The organism is Ruminococcus sporogenes (assembly GCF_054655175.1).
In genome coordinates this window covers 23,940-43,838 of sequence record NZ_BAAHOA010000005.1, presented here as the reverse complement: position 1 = coordinate 43,838, position 19,899 = coordinate 23,940, and the positions used below count along the sequence as shown (strand labels likewise).

Genomic DNA, 19,899 nt, shown 5'->3' with positions numbered 1-19,899 from the left:
GCTGATGAAAAGATTATTTGGAATTTTTCTGACTGTTTTTGTTTGTTTTTCAATTTTTTCTGTTGCGGCTGCGGCAGATAGAGATAATTATGTTATAGATGAAGCCGGACTTCTTGAAGATAAGGAGATAGAGAAACTATCGGAAAATATTGAGGATCTGTCGGATAAATACAATATGGATATAGTTCTATTGACCGTTGATTCTCTAAACGGCAAAACTCCTAATGAATTTGCGGATGATTTTTATGATTATAATGGGTATGCTGAGGACGGTATTCTTTTTCTTATAAGTATGGAGGCAAGAGACTGGGCAATATCCACGAAAGGCTACGGTATAGAAGTCTTTACCGATTACGGTCAGGAATTTATAATTGACAGTATGAAAGACGACCTTGCCGACAATGATTTTTACGGCGCTTTTACGACCTTTATAAAACAGTGCGGTAAGTTTATTAAACAAGCAGACGGCGGAGAACCGTTTGACGTATATAACAAGATTAAAACGCCTTCGTATTATATAAAGATCGCGGTTATAGCAGCTATTGCGGGACTGATTTTGGCTATTGCAGTTACATTTATATTGAAAGGTCAGTTAAAAAGCGTCAGACCGCAGCATAATGCAAATTCATATGTAAGAAACGGTTCTGTGAGAATAACGGGCGGACGAGAAATTTTTCTGTATAAAAGTATCAGTAAGGTTAAAAAAGAAACAGTTTCTTCAGACGGCGGAGGAAGCAGTACCCATTCAAGCTCTTCCGGTTCTACTCACGGAGGAAGCTCCGGCAAATTTTAAAATATATGAAAATAAAAAAAGATATTTATATTTTTATATTAATGCCGAAAAGTGTGCTTAAATAGTATAAATAATTCATCTGACATTAATATAGCATTTTAGAAATACGTTTCTGCGCAGTTTGGATATTAATTTATTGTAATTAAGCATAGTAAAACAATTAATAAATTTACAGACAAAAAAGCGGAAACTATCATTTTAGTGATATTAAGTAATAGGTTAAAGGGCGTTAGGGTTTACTCTTATGTTCGTAATAGTGTTAAAGGAATTCGTTATTTATAGCGGCTTTCGTTTTTTGCTTGTGTCAATATCAGATAGTAATTGTAAACATTTTGTAAACAATTTACAAAAATGTTGAATTATACCAAAATATGTTATATAATAATATTGATCATGATCGATTTTTATTTCCTTCAGAGAGAGGAACTGTTTCTTTAGCAAAATCCAATAACATGATGTAAAGGAATAAAATATGAAAAAATATAAAAAAATTTTGACCTCATTAATTTGCACCGCAGTTACTGCCGCATCAGTATGTTCGTTATTTATTGCAGATGCAGCTTCCAACCTAAATAAAACATACAGATATTACTTTGATGTAATTGCCGGTTCAGGAGTTTCAAGTATGGACGCTCAGTTTAGATATAATTTTAATGAAACTGATGTAAAAAAGGTTTATATTGGAAATTTAGGCGGAACTCATGGTTTTTCCGTACTTGATACAGGAATAGATATATCATATAATAAGACACCGGCTCCAAGCTCAGCCGGAACATTAATGGTCGTTTCTTTTGACGCTTTAAATAACGTAACCAATATAAACGATATTGTATCGGTTGACATTACAAGCGTAAAAAATACAAACGGTTCTAATATTTCAAAATCAAAAGTTTCTTGCACATCTATACTTGTAGGAGATATAAATATGGACGGAGAAGTTTTGTCTAACGATTTGTTAATACTTTCAAAATATTTAAAAGGTCAAATTTCACTTTCTGAATCACAGTTAAAAGCAGCAGATGTAGACGGAAGTTTTGGCGCTCCAACTCAAAATGACAGTGATTTATTAACTAATTATTTACTTGGTATTGCGAATTTGCCAAAATAATACTTACGAATAATATGCAGATAATAAAGCGGCAAGGATCACTCCCTGTCGCTTTATTTATTTAATTTTTAAGCAAAAACGTTCTTTTACAGTTTCGTTATCTATTTCCATGTAGCAAGTACCGTAAAGAGTGCGAATTCCGTTTACTTCATAGTAAATGGGATTCTGAATTTCAGTTATACCGTATGTAATAGGAATCTGAACGGAAGGGATAAAGAAAAAGAGTAAAACAAACTTTATTGTTTGTTTTACTCTTTTAAATTTTTTGTAACAGTTTTATAATCTCTGCTTATTTAAATTAAGAGAAATCCAATAAAACATGAAATGCTCATCGGAGTATATGGGCATTTCATATTCTAATATTATTACGCTTAAATCACCATAATAATTGTTCCGATTGTAATCAACGTTGCCCCAATTGCAGATTTCACAGTAAACTGCTCATGAAGAAAAACAAATGCAAGAATGAGCGTGATTACAACGCTTAGTTTATCAATAGGCACTACTTTAGACGCGTCGCCCATTTGCAGCGCTTTGTAATAGCAAAGCCATGAAGCACCTGTAGCCAGTCCTGAAAGTATTAGAAAAATCCAGCTTTTTCTGCTTATTTCAGTAATGCCATTATGCGTACCGGTTATAAAAACCATTCCCCATGCCATAGCTAATACTACAAACGTCCTCAAAGCGGTTGCAAGATTAGAATTTACACCTTCAATTCCCACTTTGGCAAGTATAGATGTAAGAGCCGCAAATACGGCAGATAAAAGAGCAAATACAAACCACATATCTAAACCTTCTTAAATTCAGTATTTATTGATTATACCATGTTTATAATTGAAATTCAATGCATTGGTACAGAATTTACAAGCTTGTAAAAATTCCGTTACAATGATTCGAGAATAACAAGAGCTACTGAGATGGCAAATCATATGATGTATATTATTTTCTGTTTTATGCATAACCGTTCCATAATTTCTTGTATTTTATGTTCATATAGCAGATTATGATTTGATTATTTTCCTGATATGCGGTTCTGCAAGACGGCAAATTACATTTGCAGCAACGCTGACAATCAGACCAAGGAGTATGCCTGCCAGCACGTCTGTTGGATAATGGACATACAGATACAGTCTGGAAAAGGCAATCAGCGAAGCAAGAATCATAGACGGAATCCACAGCTTGTTTTTGACGAAAAGCAGTGCAAAGGCTGCCGCAAAAGAAGCCGCCGTATGTCCCGATGGAAAAGAAAAATCCTTCGGAGCGTTTATCAGAAGCTCCACGCCTGTATTTACGGTAAACGGACGCATTCTGCCGACAAGAGGTTTCAGCATAACATTGCATAACAAAACGTCAAGCGCAAGCGCTGTCAGCATTGTAACGCCGGCTTTTCGGTATTTCGGGAAAACGCAAAGCAACCCCGATAAAACAAGCCATATTATGCCGCCGTTCCCCAGCTTTGAAATCAGCGGCATAACAAAATCTCCGAATGATGTCCGAAATTGATTCTGAATAAAATCCAGAATTGAAAATTCAACGTCAAGCATTTTGATTTACACCTCTTGCCGACTGTACTATATCCTTGGCGATAAGGAAAAGAATTACGGCAAAAATATTTCCAGCAAGTCCGAGAAGTCCCCAAAGAATTCCGGTCATTGACGCGTTGGAAGCAGATTTATAGAGCCAAGCCGAAACCAAAATCCAATAAGTAACGCCGATAATTCCGCAGATTACGCCGAATAATCCTATGCTGATTTTCGCAAACATTGACGGCTTTGTGATGTCGGCAGATTCAAGAAAATGTTCCTTATCATGTTCTTTGCTGGCCGCGTAAATTTCTTCACGATTTTCAGTTTCCGATTTTTCATGTTCGTTTTCATAGGTCTGGTGATAGGAAATAACTTCCCCGATCTGTGTTTTCAGCGAGAGCGCTGAAACCGCTCCGCCGACCAAAAATGCAATCAGTGAAAAAATAACAAAGAACCTCGCAGTTTTTTTGTAGTCGGCGTTCATAATTATGTTTTTAACCTTTTCAATCATTTTGACGACCTCCTTGATTTAATGTATATATTATATTTCGGCTTGTTAAACCTAATTTAAATTAAAATTAAACAGCGGATAAATTATTTGTAATTGCTTCTGTGTAAACCTTTTCCGCCCGTTCCGCAAATATCTCGCAACCGAATTTTCGGCTTGATTTAAGAGCATTGCGGCTCATACGTCCGACGTATTCCGGATTCATAGCAAGCTCTTTAATTGTTTCGCAATACTCGTTCGGATTTGCGTACTGAAATCCATTTATAACATCGTCTATAACTCCGTCGAGACATCGGTCTTTTCGGCAGATTACGGGAAGTCCGCTTGCCAGAGCCTCTATATAAGTAAGTCCCTGCGTTTCGCTGGTAGAGGCGCTTACGAAAACATTTCCGCATTTGTAATATACGGGGACGTCTTTAGGAGGAATCATTCCAGTAAAAATAACTCTGTCTGAAATACCATATTCATCTGTGATTTTTTTCAATTCCTTACTCTGCGGACCATCGCCAACGATAAGAAGCTTAACATTAGTATTGTCAATATCTGTTTGCATTTTTATAAGTTCATCAATATTTTTTTCCTTAGCAAGTCTGCCGATATAAATACATACAAAATCATTTTCCGAAATACCGAGTTTTTCTTTCATAATTTTATTGGACTGTAAATCGTCTGCATAAAATTTTTCAAGGTCTATGCCTGTTGGAATAACATTTACCGGAGGTTTTATACGATATTCTGAAAGCATTTCGCTTACCTTTTCTGTAGGAGCGATTATACTGCTGCATGAATCTGCAATCCATTTAGAGAATTTTGATACGGCTTTTCTGCCCCATTTTTTATTCGGAGAAAAATAATGCGTGTAATCCTCATAAACGGTATGATAGGTATGAACAATTGGGATATTAAGAGTCTTTGCGATTTTTTTCGCGGCCAGAAACGTACTGAATTCACACTGGGAATGAATAATATCCGGATTCCATTTGATCAGCCTTGAAATAATCAGATGGCTGTGAAGCGGAATTTTTATCCTTGCGTCAGGATAAACAGCTCCCGCACTGAACGAGCCGACATAGTAAACATTTTCCGATATATAGGAATGAGGGCCGCGTGCAAGAGTAAGAATTTTGACCTCATGTCCCTTTTTTCTGAGTTCTCTTTCAAGATTCAAAACAGAAGTAACTACACCGTTGATAACAGGAGCATACCAATCTGTTGTTATAAGAACTTTCATTATAACGTCCCCCTTTGATATTTTATAAATACAGTGTTCATTGTAATCTGCACAGCCCTGTAGATATGTTCTATATCCCATAAATACGTTCCTGCTCTTGGCAGATACTCTGCATGAAGTCTTGCAATTTTTTCAAATAGACTTAATTTCTCAGGTAAGTAATTATAAATAATCAGCGCTGATTTACTGAATGCCGTGTGTAATTTTTCCTCATACTCCATATGCTTTTTCAGATTTTTTCCAAAGCAATCATTATGCGGAAAAGTAAAGGCGTCGGTAATGTAATGAACAAGTTCGCCGAGTTTGAAGTATCCCAAAAAACTGAACCGATTTTTATTACGGATTTTTTGAGTCAGCTTTCTGATACATTTTTCGGAGCTTTCATAATTATGTCCTCTTACTTTTCCTCTTGAAACTACGCCTCGTAAATAGGTGAAGAAATTTATATCGGGAAAAATATTCCCTAAAATGAACGCCTTTTTACTCAAAACAGAACATGACTTCATATATTTATCCGATAATGCTTTTCCTAAAAATAAATGGTCAGCAGTTTTCATTTTTTTCCTCCCTTGTCGTTTTGATAGGTTTATTATAAAAGGCGTTTTTAAACCATAGTTAATCAAAAGATAAACTACAGGTAAAAAAACCGGATACAAATCCGGCTTTCTACGATATTAAATTATGCTTTAAATCTGTAGCCCGCGCCCCAAACGGTCTGTATATAGCGAGGCTTTGACGGGTTTTTTTCAAGCTTTTCGCGCAGTCTGTTTATGTGTACCGCTACCGTTGCGTTATCTCCGAGAGCTTCCATGCCCCAGATTTTTTCGTATAGCGTTTCACGGTCAAATACTAAATCTACATTTATCATAAGGAATTTCAGCAGCTCATATTCCTTGTTTTTCAGTTCAATTTCCTTTTCGTCAACATAAACACGATGCGTGCCGGTATTAAGACTGATACTTCCTATTGTGATGACGGAAGAATTTTTTCTTTTTTTGATAATTCTTTCATACTGCGCAAGATTGGCTTTTACCCTTGCCACAAGAACCGCGGGAGAAAACGGCTTTTCAATATAGTCGTCGGCGCCCAGTCCAAGACCTTTGATTTTGTCAATATCCTCTTGTCTTGCCGTTACCATTAGAATCGGAATATCAAGCTTTTCACGCAGTCTGCGGCAGACGGTAAATCCGTCCATTTTCGGAAGCATCAAATCAAGAAGTATCAGGCTGTAGTTTCCATCAAGTCCTATTTTCAGACCTGTTTCACCGTCATAAACAATATCGGCTTCATAGCCGCAGTTCTCAAGATAATCCTTTTCTATTTCCGCGATTGCTTCATCATCTTCTATAATCAGTATTTTATTCATTGTTGTTCAGACTCCTTCGGAAATTTTATCATAATATCAAGACCGTTATTCGACGCATTGCGCGCCGAGGCGGAAGCGTTCATTTTTGCAGCGGCATTTGCAACAATGGCTAGTCCAAGTCCGCTGCCTTTATCAGGATGATTACGTGATAAATCGCTGCGGAAGAATACGTCAAACAGTTTATCCATCGACTGCTTGTCCACGCCCTGACCGTTATCGGCAAAATGCAGTATATATGAAGCGTCGTCTGTTTCTGAATAAATATTTATTTCCGGCTCATGATTATGATTGTATTTCAGACTGTTTGATAAAAGATTATTGCAGATACGGCTTAATAAGTCTGCATCCAGCAGAATGTCGCAGCTTTCGGCATTCAGATTGATGATAAGTCCATTTTGCGCATATTCGTCCGTTAATGGTCGGATTATTTTTTCAAGCTCAGTTTTAATGTTACATATGACAAGATTCAACGGATAATCGTCAAGCTCCATTTTTGAGAATGTAAAAATCTGTGAAACCATATTTGAAATACTTTCGGATTTCTGTTTTATTGTAAGCAGATATTTTTTCCGCTTTTCCGGAGTATCGGCGATGCCGTCAATAAGTCCCTCCACATAAGCCTGAATCGAGGTCAGCGGGGAGCGTATATCATGAGAAATACCTGCAAGAAGCTCCTTGCGGCTCTGTTCGTTTTTCATTGTCTGCTCAACGGATTCTTTCAGACGCACAGCCATTTCGTTAAAGGCGTCGCACACAGGGAGAAATTCGGTATCATCGTTATAATTTATTCTATGATTAAGATTACCGTCACGGATTTGTGCTACTCCTTCTTCGAGGAGCTCAAGAGGCTGCTCGATCTTTTTGAATACAAAATTCGTTAAAAAGCGGTTAGTGAAATAAACGGAAAGAATTACAGTTAAAATAAAAATCAAGAAAATGATCACAGCAGAAACCTTCATTGTCACAGACAGCGGCTCGTATGATTCTGCCGCCTCTTCTGTTTGTTCGACCAATTCCAGTACATTGGCAAAATGAGTCTCCACAATCCATGAAACCAATCCAAGACCGATTGCTCCGATTATCAGGCAAATTGCGACTGGAATTGCAATCATAAGTATATTGGAGATCACAAGACGCTTTTTAATGCTCAGTCTTAATTCCTTTATTTTTTTGAGCATACTATCACCTCTATAACATTATATCATATTTTTAGCTGTAATGTATATAAACTGAAGATAAAATGTTTTTTAAGAGCGGTAAATTTTTTTGTTAAATTAAATTAATTCGAAACGTTTAAAATTTTTCATACACTTAACTTTAAAATGACAGCAGACTTTACATTCGACCAGTATAATAAACGTGAAATCCATCCAAAAGTGATTTCAGAAATTATCATTTAAAAAGGAGCTTTACTATGAACAGAAAGCACAAATGGTCGGCATTCCTTGCAATTGCAATGATTTGCGGCAGTATTACAGGCTGTGCTGGTACGGAAAATAATTCGAGGGAAACTGTGCAAAGTTCGTCTTCTATTAAGGAAGAATCCCAAAAATCAGATGATAAGTATTCTGATACCATTACGCTTGTATGGTATCCTAATGAATCCGCAGAGGATTATCAAGGGGCAAGAGACGAGATCGGAAGATTGATAGAACAGGCTACCGGCAAAAAAGTAGATCAGAAGCTGACTACAGACTACGCAATTGCCATAGAATCTCTTTCCAACGGTACTGCACAAATCGGATGCGTCATGGGAGCTGAAGGCTATATTCAGGCTAAAAGCGCCAATAATGCTGTGAATCCGTTGTTTGTACAGTCCGGAGAATCTGGTACGCTGGACGACGCGCTGTATTATAGCTTTTTTGCTGTCAACAGCGCTGACGCAGATAATTACAAAAACGGCGGATCATATTCTATTGACAATATTAAGGGCAGTAAAATATCCTTTGTTTCCAACAGCTCAACTTCAGGATTTAAGGTTCCTACGAATAATATCATTTCTCATTTCTCTTCCGACGATCTCATTGTTGACGATCTGCTTGAAGGAGGAAGCGACGCGTTTTTCTCTGAAGTGCTGTTCGGCGGTTCTCATCAAGGCTCAGCGTTTAATCTGCTGTCCGGTAAATGCGATGTTGCTGCTTTTTGCGATATTGAGCTTGCTCCCTATGCAGACCATGTAAGCGGAAATGAACACGAAACAGGCAGCGTTTACGCGATCAAGAGTAACGCTTCCGCTCCGTTTGATACTGTAACAGGTGCAGAATATACGGTAATTCAATCTATCCCTGTTTTGAACGGTCCGTTTGCTTATAACGGAGACGTTATCAGTCCGGAAGATGTAAAAGCAATACAAGAACTGTTTACTTCCGACGCGGTAAGCGGCAATCCGCTTATATTTTATACCGATGATTCCGGAGAACTCGGACTTTATGAAAAGAAATCCGAAGAAATGTGCTTTCTGACTGTGGAGGATTCCTGGTATGATCCGATCCGCAATATGGAATCATGAGATGAGGTGGAAAAATGCCTATTCTGGAGTTTCAGCATGTAAACAAGGTATATAATAATTCCACAAAAGCTTTGGATGATGTTTCATTTTCTGTTGAAAAAGGCGAATTTGTATCAATTATAGGACCGTCGGGCGCAGGAAAATCCACAATACTGCGCTGTATAAATCGTTTGATTGATGCGACAGACGGAAATATAATTTATGACGGAGATGATATTCTCAGCCTTGGAAAAAGAGATCTAAGAAGAGTCCGTACTAAAACAGGCATGATTTTTCAGCATTATAATTTAGTTGACCGGCTCAGCGTTATTGAGAATGTACTGCACGGCAGACTTGGACAAAAATCTGCAATCAGCGGTATGTTAGGAAGCTATAGTGAAACAGAAAAAGAAAAGGCTTTCTCCATATTGAACGAGCTTGGACTGGCTGAACAAGCATATAAACGCTGCGACGCACTTTCCGGAGGACAGAAACAGCGTGTAGGTATTGCCCGCGCTATTATGCAGGAACCGAAACTGATTCTTTGTGACGAGCCGATAGCTTCTCTCGATCCAAAAGCTTCAAAAACGATTATGGATCATCTTTCACAGATAAATCAAAAGCAGAAAATCACATGTATTGTGAATCTCCATCAGGTAGAGGTCGCAATGAAATACTCGCAGCGCATTCTGGGCGTTTCGTCGGGGAAAATTGTATTTGACGGAACGCCCGAAGAACTGACGAAGAAAAAGATTCACGAGATTTATCAATCCTCCGACAGCGATTTGATAATGGATTCACAGGGAGCTTAATATGGACGGACAGATTAAAAAAGTTTTTTTAAAACGCAAGCTTACATATACGGCTGTCATTATTGTTTTTCTGCTTCTTTACTTCGGCTCGTCATTTGTTACGCAGTTTCACTTAGCACAGGGGGTATCCTCCTTTCCCCAAGCTTTTGCATGGATTGCCGAAAATCTGATGCCCGATGAACTTGCTATGAAACGTCTGCCTAAAATTGTTGATAAATTGATTGAAACGGCGTTATTGTCGGCTGCGGTTACAGTAATCGCAGCGGTCTGCGCATTCTTTTTCAGTTTATTCGGTTCAAAGGCGACTGGATTCAATGGTATAATCAACAGAACTGTGAGAATTATTGCGGCATTTTTTCGGAATGTCCCCGATGTAGTATGGGCAATGCTGTTAATGTTTTCATTTGGACAAAATATTTTAACAGGATTTTTTGCGTTGTTTTTCACAACATTCGGAATGCTGACAAGAGCATTTATAGAAACCATTGACGAGGTAAGTTCCTCTTGCATTGAGGCGCTGCAAGCCTCGGGAGCGGGTTTTATTCAAATCGTATTTCAGGGAATTATTCCTTCCTCCATAACAGGAATTGTGACATGGGTTCTGTACATGATTGAAACAAATATTAGAAGTTCCACACTTATCGGAATGCTGACCGCAACGGGAATCGGCTATCTGTTTGATATGTATTACAAGCGTCTGGACTTCAGTTCCGCAAGTCTTGTAGTGCTGCTGATTATTGTTATGGTAATTGCAATTGAAACATTTTCAAATCTGATAAGGAGAGTGATTATGTAATGGAAAATTCGGTTTTTCTTACAGAAAGAAGTATTTGGAATTCACATGCAAAGCGACATAGAAACGGCAAAATAAAAGTCGGCATACAGAGCAAAAGCGGCATTGCAATGAAAATTCTGGGAGTATCGCTGATATTGCTCACAATATATGCTTTTATGACCTTTGATTATAAGGATATTGATTTTTTTGACGCCGTATCTGCAACTTTTCACAATATCAAAGCAGTGTTTTTACAGCCGAAGCTTTCAAGAGATTCCGTGAGTTCTATTTTATATCAGCTGCTGATTACATTTTGCCTTGGCGTTTTGTCCACGGTATTCGGCGCGGTTCTTGCTTTTTTCTGCTCGCTTCTCTGCGCGAAGAATATTTCTTCGTCTGTAACTGCAAATATTATAAAAAGCATTGTCGCATTGGTCAGAGCAGTTCCGACTGTTTTATGGGTACTGATTTTTGCAGTATCGGCAGGTCTTGGAAGCGTTGCAGCTGTTGTTGGTCTGACATTTCACAGCTTTGCCTATCTCACAAAGGTTTATGCGGAGTCCATTGAGGAAATTGACAACGGTACAATAGAAGCTCTGCGTGCAAGCGGCGCAAGCTTCTGGCAAATCGTATTTCAGGCGATTATTCCGGCTTCTGTCAGCAGAATGGTGGCGTGGACGTTTATGCGTTTTGAAATCAATTTCACAAATGCTGTAGCAGTCGGCGCAGCGGCAGGCGCAGGAGGAATCGGTTTTAATCTGTTTATGGCAGGCAGCTTTTATTTTGACCTGCATGAAATGGGATTTCTGACCTATATTGTGGTAATCACCGTTATTATTCTCGAAACGGTATCAACTAAAATTAAAGCAAAAGTAAAATAAGGAGAATCAACATGGAAAAAAAACGACTCTTCCGTATCCTTTCCGGTGCGGAGCGTTCTGATGTAATTGCGATGGGAAACTCTATTCAGGAGAGTCACAGAATTACAATTATAAAAAAGCCTGAAAAATCGCTCGCTATGATTCAGATGCGAGAGCCTGTTAAAAACAGTCTTTTCTACATTGGCGAAACAATTGTCTGTGAGGCTGTCGTTTCCCTCGACGACGTCGTAGGAACGGCTGTAACAATTGGCGATGATTTTGATAAGGTTCTGAATATGGCGGTCATTGACGCAGCCTGCAATAAAGGAGTTTTTACAGAATACGATATTCTCATTGAGTGGGAAAAAGAACAAGTTCTCAAAAAGGAACGTGAAAACGCTATGTTCCAAAAGACGAAAGTCGACTTTCACGCAATGGATTCGGAGGTTAATGAATGAATACACTTCATAGTTTCGACGAGGTTTTTGATACACAAGCTGTATTCAGAAAGGTACTTGAAGCAATGTCAAATCCTGCGAGAACAGTGTCGATTGCAGAGCAAAAGAGCAGACTCTTTGGCGAATATAAGGAATTTATTGCCCTTGCTGTGACTTTGCTCGATAATGAAGTAACCTTTTCGGGATGCGGTAATGAAGAGCTTGAAAGAGATATTCAGCTTGTAACGCTCTCTGAACAAGCGGATATTTCCAATGCTGATTTTATCTTTGTTTCAGATTTAAAAATGCTTCCGGATATTTTTGAGAAGGCAAAATGCGGAACGCTTACCGATCCTCATAAAAGCGCGGTGTTAATAATTAAAAATAACAAAAATCACGATAATATCATGGAACTTTACGGTCCCGGAATTGACGGTACATTAAAATTTTCATGTTCGGATATTATATATAATTCCATTAGTCTCCGTGATAAATGCGAGTATGAGTATCCGACAGGCATTGATATGATTTTTGTAACGGAAAGCGGGGAAGTTGCCTGCATTCCACGTCTTGTAAAAAGGAGGAGTTCCTGATGGCATATTCAGCGGTTTCCGGCGGTGAAGAGGCAATTGAAGCAAGCATTCAGCTTCTTGATTACTACCGCAGCGGCACAGATAAAGATATTGAATTGGAGTCGGTTACTGAAAAATTCGGTTTGCTGATCGACAAGGTAATGAGCGAAGCCGGGCTTTATGCAAAGTCCTATGCCGCCCTAGCCTTAAAACAATGCGAAGGCTCTACAGAAGAAGCGGTTTTTCTGCTTCGTGCATACCGTTCTACATTGAAACGCAGTCATTACACAGCGCCTGTAAATACTGACAATATGCGAATTATCAGACGTATTTCAGCGGCCTTCAAGGATATTCCCGGCGGGCAGCTTTTAGGTGCAACCTATGATTACACGCATAGGCTGATACATTTTGAAAGTGAAAACGAAAATTCATCTGAGCTGAGCGAAAGATTTAAACAAATTTTAGCGGAGCAGGCTCCTGAAAAAATAAAACTCTATGATAGAGTTTCTTCGCTGCTTAAAAAGGAAGGACTGATAGATACTTATGACGAGGATAATACGCCGCCATGTGATGTAACAGAGAAACTGCTTGAATTTCCGGCTGCAAGAAGTGCAAGACTGCAAACCATGACAAGAGCCGATACGGGTTTTCTTTCAGGGCTTTCCTATTCGGTTCTGAGAGGTTTCGGTCAGGTTCATCCCACTGTTGGAGAGCTTCGCAGCGGTTATGTGGAACTTGAAATACCATATCCTTATAAGAAAGAAGAAACTATTTCTCTTGGCGAAATACTGCTGACAGAAGCGGAAACTTTTCATTCGGCAAGCGATGAAAAACAATTAAAGCTTGCCTGCGGTTACGGCGCTGTTTTCGGCAGAAATGAAAATAAAGCGATTGCAATGGCCGTGATTGACAGAGAACTGGAACAGGGTGGAGATTATCCGGCTCAGGACGAGGAATTTGTGCTGACTCATGGCGATTGTCTTGAAATGAACGGTTTTATTTCACACCTGAAGCTGCCTCATTATGTCACATTCCAGTCAAAGCTTGATGCAGTGAGAAAAACACGGGGGAATCAAAGTAATGAAGAGAAATGAACAGTATAACTACGCTTTTTTAGACGAAGGCTCAAAGCGTGAAATACGCCGCTGTATCCTGAAAGCTGTGGCAATTCCGGGATATCAGGTGCCTTTTGGCTCAAGAGAACTGCCTATTGGCAGAGGCTGGGGAACGGGCGGCATTCAGCTTACTCTTTCGTTAATAGGTCCTTCGGATATATTAAAAGTTATTGACCAAGGCAGCGACGACAGCGTAAATGCCGTAAATATCAAGAAATTTGTAAAGCTGTGTACCGATGCGGAAACTACAGAAAGCGCCCGCGAAGCAACGCTTATACAATCACGTCACCGCATTCCTGAAACTCCTCTGAGAAACGACCAGATTCTTGTATTTCAGGTTCCAATTCCGGAACCGCTGCGTATCGTAGAGCCGAAAGAAGAAGTCACAAAAAAAATGCACGCTGAAATGGATTATGCACCTATTTGGCTACAACTGTACGAAAGTATCGTGAAATACGGTAAAGTAACAATTCCTACGGAATATCCATGTACCGTTGAAAACAGATATATTATGAATCCCAGTCCTATTCCGAAATTTGATAACCCAAAGCTTCATCAGTCGGAGTGCCTATATTTGTTTGGCGCAGGCAGAGAGAAAAAAATATATGCCATACCGCCGTATACAAATGTGGAATCCCTTGCATTTGATGACGTACCTTTTGAACGTGAAAATTTCAAAGGCAAATGCTGCCGGTTCTGCGGCAGTACGAATACATATCTTGATGAGATGTTCGATGAAAAAACAGGTGAAAAAGTTTATCAGTGTTCAGATACAGCTTATTGCAGGGAGGTACGTTCTCATGACAATTGATGAAAAGCCGGTCCTAAGCGTTAATAATCTTACAGTTCGCTATGGCCGCGTCTGTGAAAAATGCCGGACGCATCTTGAAAAAAACAGATGTACTGTCTGCGGTACGGTCTGGGCGGCAAATAATATTTCACTTGACGTTTATCCCGGAGAAGTACTTGGAATTGTCGGTGAAAGCGGTTCCGGCAAGTCTACGCTTATGCAAAGCTTATATTTTGATATTGAGCCAACCTCCGGAGAAGCATTTCTTGACGGATATAAAAATGGTTCTGAAAGTATATGGACCGCAAGCGCTGCGGAAAAACGTCATATCAAAAACAGTGTGATGGGAATGGTGTATCAGAATCCTATTCGTGGACTGCGAATGGAATATTCAGCGGCGTCAAATATTGCGGAAAAATTAATTTCTGCCGGCAATCGCAATGCGCATTACATGACAAAGCGCGCTGAAGAACTGCTTTCAGCCGTGGAAATTCTTACATCACGTATGAGTGAAGCTCCTAAAAATTTTTCAGGAGGAATGCAGCAGCGTGTTCAGATTTCAAAAGCGCTCGCCAATAACCCGTCTGTTTTGCTTCTTGATGAAGTTACTACAGGTCTTGATTTATCTGTTCAGGCGAGAGTTCTTGATTTGATACGGAAAATAAAAGCGGAGTATGGAATTTCGATTCTTCTTGTATCTCACGATCTTGCGGTTATCAGAATGCTTGCTGACAGAACGGTTGTTATGCTTGACGGAAAGATTATTGAAAGCGGTCTTACGGATCAGATTTTAGAAGATCCTCAGCAAGCTTATACGCAGCAGCTTGTACATTCATTGTTATAAAGGAGAAAGTCATTTTATGATTGCAATTAAAAACGGAAGAATTATTACGCCTGATGAAGTGATAGACAGCAAGACGCTGCTGATTGAAAATGATAGGATTATCAGTATTACCGGCGAAAAGGTTTCGGCGGACAAGGTTATAAACGCACACGGAAGATATGTCATGCCGGGATTTATAGACGTTCACTCGGATAAAATAGAGCAATTTATCTATCCGCGCCCCACTGCAAAGTTTCCTTTTGAGCTTGCGCTGAAGGAATGTGAAAAGGAATTGTTACAGCTTGGCATTACGACGATATATCATTCTTTTTCTTTGTATAAAGACGAACTTCTAGGCAAAAGTCCTCTGCGCAATAAAGAAAGCGTTTTAAAAATGGTAAATCTGATTGCAGATATCCAGAGCCGTTTTCATCTTATTCATCATCGTTTTCATCTGCGCCTTGAAATTGATAATGTTGACGGGTATGATATTGCAAAGGATATGATTAAAAGACATCTGATTCATGAGATTTCTTTCATGGATCATACGCCCGGACAAGGACAGTACCGTAATCTGGAGGTTTATCGTGATACGGTGGATAAATATAACGGAATGGAAAACGAAGGAAAAACCTTTGACGAGGTTATGGAGTATCATAAAACAAAAGACACGCTTTCCTTTGAACAGCTTAAGGAATTAGCAGAGATGGCGCAGGAAAATGGCATTACAGTTGCCTCTCATGATGATGATACAGAAGAAAAACTGAAGCTGAATAAGAAGCTTGGCGTAAATATCAGCGAATTTCCCATTACTGAAGAAACAGCCAAAACAGCCCATGAAATGGGATTCTATACCGTTGCGGGAGCGCCTAATATTCTTCTGGGCGGCTCTCATTCCGGTAACATGTCCGCGGCAAATGCAATCGAAAATAATAGCGTGGATATTCTTTGTTCCGACTATTTTCCGCAGGCGCTGCTGCACAGTCTTTTTGTAATGTGTGAAAAATACGGACAGAAGCTTCCCGATATGGTCAACAAGGTATCGCTGAATCCGGCGAAAGCAATGGGAATTGATAAAGATTACGGCTCGCTTGAAGCCGGAAAAAAAGCAGATATTGTTATTGCCGATATTTTGGACGGCTATCCTGTTGTAACGCACGTTCTTGTTGATGGAAAAACCACTTCGCGGGTGGAATACAGGAGGCAGTCATTATGAGTATACTTACAATCAGCAATCTTGGGAAACAGTTCTGTATGCATCATGCAAACCGCATGATCCGTTCCTGCGAAAATATAAGTTTTACGCTTGAACAGGGTGATTTTATTGGCATTGTCGGCAGATCAGGCGCGGGAAAATCCACTATACTGAAATGTATTAACCGCACCTATATTCCTTCATGGGGCGATATTATTTACGACAGCACAGCTTTTGGAAAAATCAATCTTTCTGAGGCTCCGGAACGTAAAATTATCTATATCAGAAATCATGAAATAGGATATGTATCACAGTTTCTGAGTGTTATGCCGAGAACTACCGCAAAAGAACACGTCATGCAGGCGCTTCTGGAGATCGGAGAAAATAAGCTTGATTCGGAAAAAAGAGCAGAGGAAATGCTTTGTTATTTTCGTCTGCCGGAAAATCTTTGGGACATCTACCCGAATACTTTTTCCGGGGGCGAAAGGCTTCGCTTAAATCTTGCACATACTATGGTAAAAAAACCTCGTTTGATGCTTCTTGATGAACCGACTGCTTCTCTTGACAATGAGTCGAAAATTCCCGTTAAGGAAATGCTTATGAAGCTGAAAAAAGAGGGAACAAGTATGATCGGTATTTTTCACGATTTAGAATTTATGGACGGACTCTGCGATAAGGTCTATAATATATCAGAAGGAGCATTTGCATGATAAAAGCAGATTTGCATATGCATTCTACAGTGTCAGACGGAAGTTTTACCATTCCGGAGCTGATAGAATTTGCAAAGAAAAAGGGACTTGATGCGATTGCAGTCACTGATCATGATACAGTATCGCATTTTCAGCAGATTCCGAAAATTGAGCATGGAGTTAAAGTAATACCGGGAATTGAAATATCCGCTTATGATTATGAAAATAATTTCAAGGTACATATGCTTGGCTATGGTATAAGATATCCTGAAATTGTTGAAAAAGTTGTACAGCCAACCCTTTTGGCAAGACATGAAAATTCCCTGAAACAGATAAGAATTCTAAATGAGAACGGTTATGATATCAATACGGAAGAACTGCGCGTGGCAGACGGAAAATATATCTATAAGCAGCACATTATGGAATATCTGCTCAGACGCGGAAAAGTTTCGGAGATGTTTGGTGATTTTTATTACAGCGTTTTTAAAAACAACGGAATCTGCAACTTTGATATTCAGTATATTTCTCCTATCGAAGCGCTGAATACAATTAAAGAAGCTGGCGGTCTTGCCGTTCTTGCTCACAGCGGACAGCAGCAGAATTTTTGTCTTATTCCTGAACTTTCAAAGAACGGTCTGGACGGTCTGGAAGTGAATCATCATTCCAACAGTGAAAGCGATAAAATCATAATCCGCCGATATGCAGAGAAATATGGGTTGTTTCTGACTGGCGGAAGCGACTTTCATGGAGAATTTGAAAATGTAAATGTGGAAATTGGAGATTTTTTATCTGAATTAAGCGGCGTAGAGGCAGTTTTGAAAATGGAGGAGGAATGAAATGATTTATCGCGCTTCAGTTGCTGACTTCCAGAGTATTTATAGTTTGGTGTGTGACCTCGAAAAAACTACGTTTATATTTGAAGCGTTCAAAAGGTATTATGAAGGCATTATGTCAAACCCGGGCCATGTGATTCTTGTGTATAAAAAACATGGCAGAATTATAGGAATGCTTCATATCAGAATGGAAATGCAGCTTCATCACTGTGGAAAAATTGCAGAAATTATGGAACTGATTATCGAAAAAAATTATCGTTCGCAAGGAATCGGAAAAAAACTTATTCATGAGGCTGAGATTGTAGCAAAACAGAATCATTGCATTCAGATTGAAGTGGCAAGTAATATGGAGCGTACTGATGCGCACCGATTTTATCAGCGTGAAGGTATGCAAATTACACATTATAAATTAACGAAAGAATTAACGCAGTAATAATTTTTATATTGCGTATTTTCTGTTTATTGCAAGCTCTTTTTCTGTCGGCAATCTTTTCTTAATAGAATCTGAGCTTACTCGGCAATAAGCTGCTGTTTTTAATTTTGGCATTACAATTTCCTCCTTTTTTATATAAAAGATAGAATAAAAATAACGAGGGTTCAACTTACAGGATTTGAACTCTCGTTTTTATTTCTGTTTTTTGTGGTTTTGCATAACAGCCAAAACTGCTCCTGTATAATGGCGAACAACCTCATCAATTTGCTTTGACATCTTCAGATATTTAAGAAGCGACTTTTTCTATTATACAATATTTATATTTACTCCGTTAACCTCCACATTATCGTCAGCACGAATCATTATGTATTTAACTCCGTCTATAATACGAGTTTTTACAAGGTCCTTACGTTCAGGATTTACTTTAATTGTTATATCTGGTGTGCATACTTCAAATTTCTTTACGTCAATGATATTTTTAGGACTTAATTCAGTATTTTCGCCGAATTCGTTATCAAATTTTTTATCAAATTCGTCTATATGCGGTTCAGCTACACCGCAATAGGAAAGAACGTCCTTTACCGTATTTTTTGATATTACGAGCGGAGCTTCCTCCTTGCGTTCCTTATGCTCTGTAATCATAGATGAAAGCTGTTCATGTACCGTTTGCAGCACCTCGTAGCTGCAATCCTCCGAAACGGTTTCCTCAAGAATAGAATTGAATATTTCTTTTTGAGCCGCCGCAGGCATTGGTATTTCAGTTTTGAATATAGCTTCGACAAGCTCTTCGTGATTTTCAGCGGGGCTTTTGGAATAGTATAACGCGTTATAAATATTTGATTGCCGATCGTCAAAAGCAGGAAACATAAAACCAAGCTCTGGAGTATTTATAATCCAGTCAACAGAGATATTGCGAAATTGATTTTCATTTACATAATAGCTTAGCGCGGGTTTTGTCATTTTTACCGGACACACTGCACAGACTAAATATGAAAATACTTCAGAGGAGTCTTCAATTTTTATATCGTCCTTTGAATAGGACGGAACGTCGTATTTGTCAAAGGTCAGAAGTATCAAATATTTTCCTTCCAGCATAAGAGAACGAATTATACCGGCAAAGAGTTCGGCAACCGCTTCATCATCGTTTAATGCCGAATCCCTGAGTCGCATAAGCAGTTTGTGTTCGTCGCTGTCAATAACCTGCTGATTGGAAAATTCAATGTCAATAAGGTTTTTCCCTATTGTTCCGGATAATGTTTTTTTTATAATAGTAAGCAGCTCCTCGGCCTCATTTCTTGGTATAGTACCGAAAAATTGATTGAAATCAGAAATTATTTCTTTATTTTCATTGACGTAACATCCTCTTATACAGGATATATTTGTTTTATCTATATTAAATCTGCGGCGGATTTCAGATATTTCTTTTTCAGTCATTTTTATATTTTCCTCCCGTTTTCAATTAAAAATATTGTATCATTTCTTTTTGTAAAAGTCAATCGGCATCACTTGATTGACTTATTACGGTAGTTGTGATATAATAAATAA

The 19,899-nt window shown here is 38.8% G+C and carries 23 protein-coding genes; 15 read left to right on the top strand and 8 right to left on the bottom strand.

All coding sequences use genetic code 11. From position 1 onward, the window contains the following. The first annotated feature begins 4 nt into the window (after positions 1-4). Positions 5-793 carry a TPM domain-containing protein gene (locus ACYQ0N_RS14360; RefSeq protein ID WP_177533231.1) on the top strand — a complete coding sequence of 263 codons (789 nt, stop codon included), beginning with the start codon at positions 5-7 and terminating at the stop codon, positions 791-793. A gap of 472 nt (positions 794-1,265) precedes the next feature. After that, complete coding sequence (locus tag ACYQ0N_RS14355) at positions 1,266-1,901, top strand: dockerin type I repeat-containing protein (protein ID WP_460163070.1); 636 nt, start codon at positions 1,266-1,268, stop codon at positions 1,899-1,901. 371 nt (positions 1,902-2,272) lie between these two features. Here ACYQ0N_RS14355 and ACYQ0N_RS14350 read toward each other — a convergent pair whose 3' ends face one another. The 7 genes from ACYQ0N_RS14350 to ACYQ0N_RS14320 form a co-directional block, all read right to left on the bottom strand. Next, complete coding sequence (locus ACYQ0N_RS14350) at positions 2,273-2,686, bottom strand: EamA family transporter (protein WP_460163069.1); 414 nt, start codon at positions 2,684-2,686, stop codon at positions 2,273-2,275. 216 nt (positions 2,687-2,902) lie between these two features. Then, a complete protein-coding gene (locus ACYQ0N_RS14345) occupies positions 2,903-3,445 on the bottom strand; it encodes a phosphatase PAP2 family protein (RefSeq protein WP_460163068.1) in 543 nt (180 codons plus the stop codon). Then, on the bottom strand, positions 3,438-3,938 hold the full coding sequence (locus ACYQ0N_RS14340; RefSeq protein ID WP_460163067.1) for a hypothetical protein: 501 nt from the start codon (positions 3,936-3,938) through the stop codon (positions 3,438-3,440). Before ACYQ0N_RS14340 ends, ACYQ0N_RS14345 begins: the two co-directional genes overlap by 8 nt. Positions 3,939-4,005: 67 nt before the next feature. Continuing rightward, positions 4,006-5,166: a glycosyltransferase family 4 protein gene (locus tag ACYQ0N_RS14335; RefSeq protein ID WP_460163066.1), complete on the bottom strand. Its 1,161-nt coding sequence runs from the start codon at positions 5,164-5,166 to the stop codon at positions 4,006-4,008. After that, the gene (locus ACYQ0N_RS14330) at positions 5,166-5,723 is read right to left on the bottom strand and encodes a zinc dependent phospholipase C family protein (protein ID WP_460163065.1); all 558 of its coding nucleotides are present in this window, start codon (positions 5,721-5,723) and stop codon (positions 5,166-5,168) included. Before ACYQ0N_RS14330 ends, ACYQ0N_RS14335 begins: the two co-directional genes overlap by 1 nt. A gap of 122 nt (positions 5,724-5,845) precedes the next feature. After that, positions 5,846-6,532, bottom strand: a complete 687-nt coding sequence (locus tag ACYQ0N_RS14325; protein WP_460163064.1) for a response regulator transcription factor — start codon at positions 6,530-6,532, stop codon at positions 5,846-5,848. After that, a complete protein-coding gene (locus ACYQ0N_RS14320) occupies positions 6,529-7,710 on the bottom strand; it encodes a sensor histidine kinase (RefSeq protein ID WP_177533239.1) in 1,182 nt (393 codons plus the stop codon). Before ACYQ0N_RS14320 ends, ACYQ0N_RS14325 begins: the two co-directional genes overlap by 4 nt. Before the next feature lie 236 nt (positions 7,711-7,946). On the opposite strand from ACYQ0N_RS14320, the gene ACYQ0N_RS14315 reads away from it, so the two are divergent. The 13 genes from ACYQ0N_RS14315 to ACYQ0N_RS14255 are packed head-to-tail and all read left to right on the top strand — an operon-like array spanning position 7,947 to position 18,354. After that, a complete protein-coding gene (locus ACYQ0N_RS14315; protein ID WP_460163063.1) occupies positions 7,947-9,041 on the top strand; it encodes a PhnD/SsuA/transferrin family substrate-binding protein in 1,095 nt (364 codons plus the stop codon). A 14-nt stretch (positions 9,042-9,055) separates the two neighbouring features. Continuing rightward, the gene (gene phnC, locus ACYQ0N_RS14310; RefSeq protein ID WP_177533241.1) at positions 9,056-9,832 is read left to right on the top strand and encodes a phosphonate ABC transporter ATP-binding protein; all 777 of its coding nucleotides are present in this window, start codon (positions 9,056-9,058) and stop codon (positions 9,830-9,832) included. Position 9,833: 1 nt separating this feature from the next. Next, complete coding sequence (locus tag ACYQ0N_RS14305) at positions 9,834-10,628, top strand: PhnE/PtxC family ABC transporter permease (protein WP_177533242.1); 795 nt, start codon at positions 9,834-9,836, stop codon at positions 10,626-10,628. Next, complete coding sequence (locus ACYQ0N_RS14300; RefSeq protein ID WP_177533243.1) at positions 10,628-11,488, top strand: PhnE/PtxC family ABC transporter permease; 861 nt, start codon at positions 10,628-10,630, stop codon at positions 11,486-11,488. Before ACYQ0N_RS14305 ends, ACYQ0N_RS14300 begins: the two co-directional genes overlap by 1 nt. 11 nt (positions 11,489-11,499) lie before the next feature. Then, complete coding sequence (locus ACYQ0N_RS14295) at positions 11,500-11,925, top strand: phosphonate C-P lyase system protein PhnG (RefSeq protein ID WP_460163062.1); 426 nt, start codon at positions 11,500-11,502, stop codon at positions 11,923-11,925. Next, complete coding sequence (gene phnH, locus ACYQ0N_RS14290) at positions 11,922-12,497, top strand: phosphonate C-P lyase system protein PhnH (protein ID WP_177533245.1); 576 nt, start codon at positions 11,922-11,924, stop codon at positions 12,495-12,497. Before ACYQ0N_RS14295 ends, phnH begins: the two co-directional genes overlap by 4 nt. Beyond that, positions 12,497-13,570 (top strand): carbon-phosphorus lyase complex subunit PhnI, encoded by a 1,074-nt coding sequence (locus tag ACYQ0N_RS14285; RefSeq protein WP_460163061.1) that lies wholly within the window; start codon positions 12,497-12,499, stop codon positions 13,568-13,570. The genes phnH and ACYQ0N_RS14285 overlap by 1 nt, the downstream gene beginning before the upstream one ends. Next, positions 13,557-14,402 carry an alpha-D-ribose 1-methylphosphonate 5-phosphate C-P-lyase PhnJ gene (locus ACYQ0N_RS14280; RefSeq protein WP_177533247.1) on the top strand — a complete coding sequence of 282 codons (846 nt, stop codon included), beginning with the start codon at positions 13,557-13,559 and terminating at the stop codon, positions 14,400-14,402. The genes ACYQ0N_RS14285 and ACYQ0N_RS14280 overlap by 14 nt, the downstream gene beginning before the upstream one ends. Beyond that, entirely contained in the window at positions 14,392-15,225 is an 834-nt protein-coding gene (locus tag ACYQ0N_RS14275; RefSeq protein ID WP_460163060.1) for an ATP-binding cassette domain-containing protein, read from the top strand. Before ACYQ0N_RS14280 ends, ACYQ0N_RS14275 begins: the two co-directional genes overlap by 11 nt. Before the next feature lie 16 nt (positions 15,226-15,241). Beyond that, positions 15,242-16,420, top strand: a complete 1,179-nt coding sequence (gene phnM / locus ACYQ0N_RS14270) for a phosphonate metabolism protein PhnM (protein ID WP_460163059.1) — start codon at positions 15,242-15,244, stop codon at positions 16,418-16,420. After that, positions 16,417-17,109: a phosphonate C-P lyase system protein PhnL gene (locus ACYQ0N_RS14265; RefSeq protein WP_177533250.1), complete on the top strand. Its 693-nt coding sequence runs from the start codon at positions 16,417-16,419 to the stop codon at positions 17,107-17,109. Before phnM ends, ACYQ0N_RS14265 begins: the two co-directional genes overlap by 4 nt. Beyond that, positions 17,106-17,924: a PHP domain-containing protein gene (locus ACYQ0N_RS14260; protein ID WP_177533251.1), complete on the top strand. Its 819-nt coding sequence runs from the start codon at positions 17,106-17,108 to the stop codon at positions 17,922-17,924. Before ACYQ0N_RS14265 ends, ACYQ0N_RS14260 begins: the two co-directional genes overlap by 4 nt. A gap of 1 nt (position 17,925) precedes the next feature. Beyond that, positions 17,926-18,354 (top strand): GNAT family N-acetyltransferase, encoded by a 429-nt coding sequence (locus ACYQ0N_RS14255; RefSeq protein WP_177533252.1) that lies wholly within the window; start codon positions 17,926-17,928, stop codon positions 18,352-18,354. Between the two features lie 306 nt (positions 18,355-18,660). Here the strand turns inward: ACYQ0N_RS14255 and ACYQ0N_RS14250 are convergent, their stop codons facing one another. Then, complete coding sequence (locus ACYQ0N_RS14250) at positions 18,661-19,788, bottom strand: DUF4317 domain-containing protein (RefSeq protein WP_177533253.1); 1,128 nt, start codon at positions 19,786-19,788, stop codon at positions 18,661-18,663. Positions 19,789-19,899 lie beyond the last annotated feature (111 nt).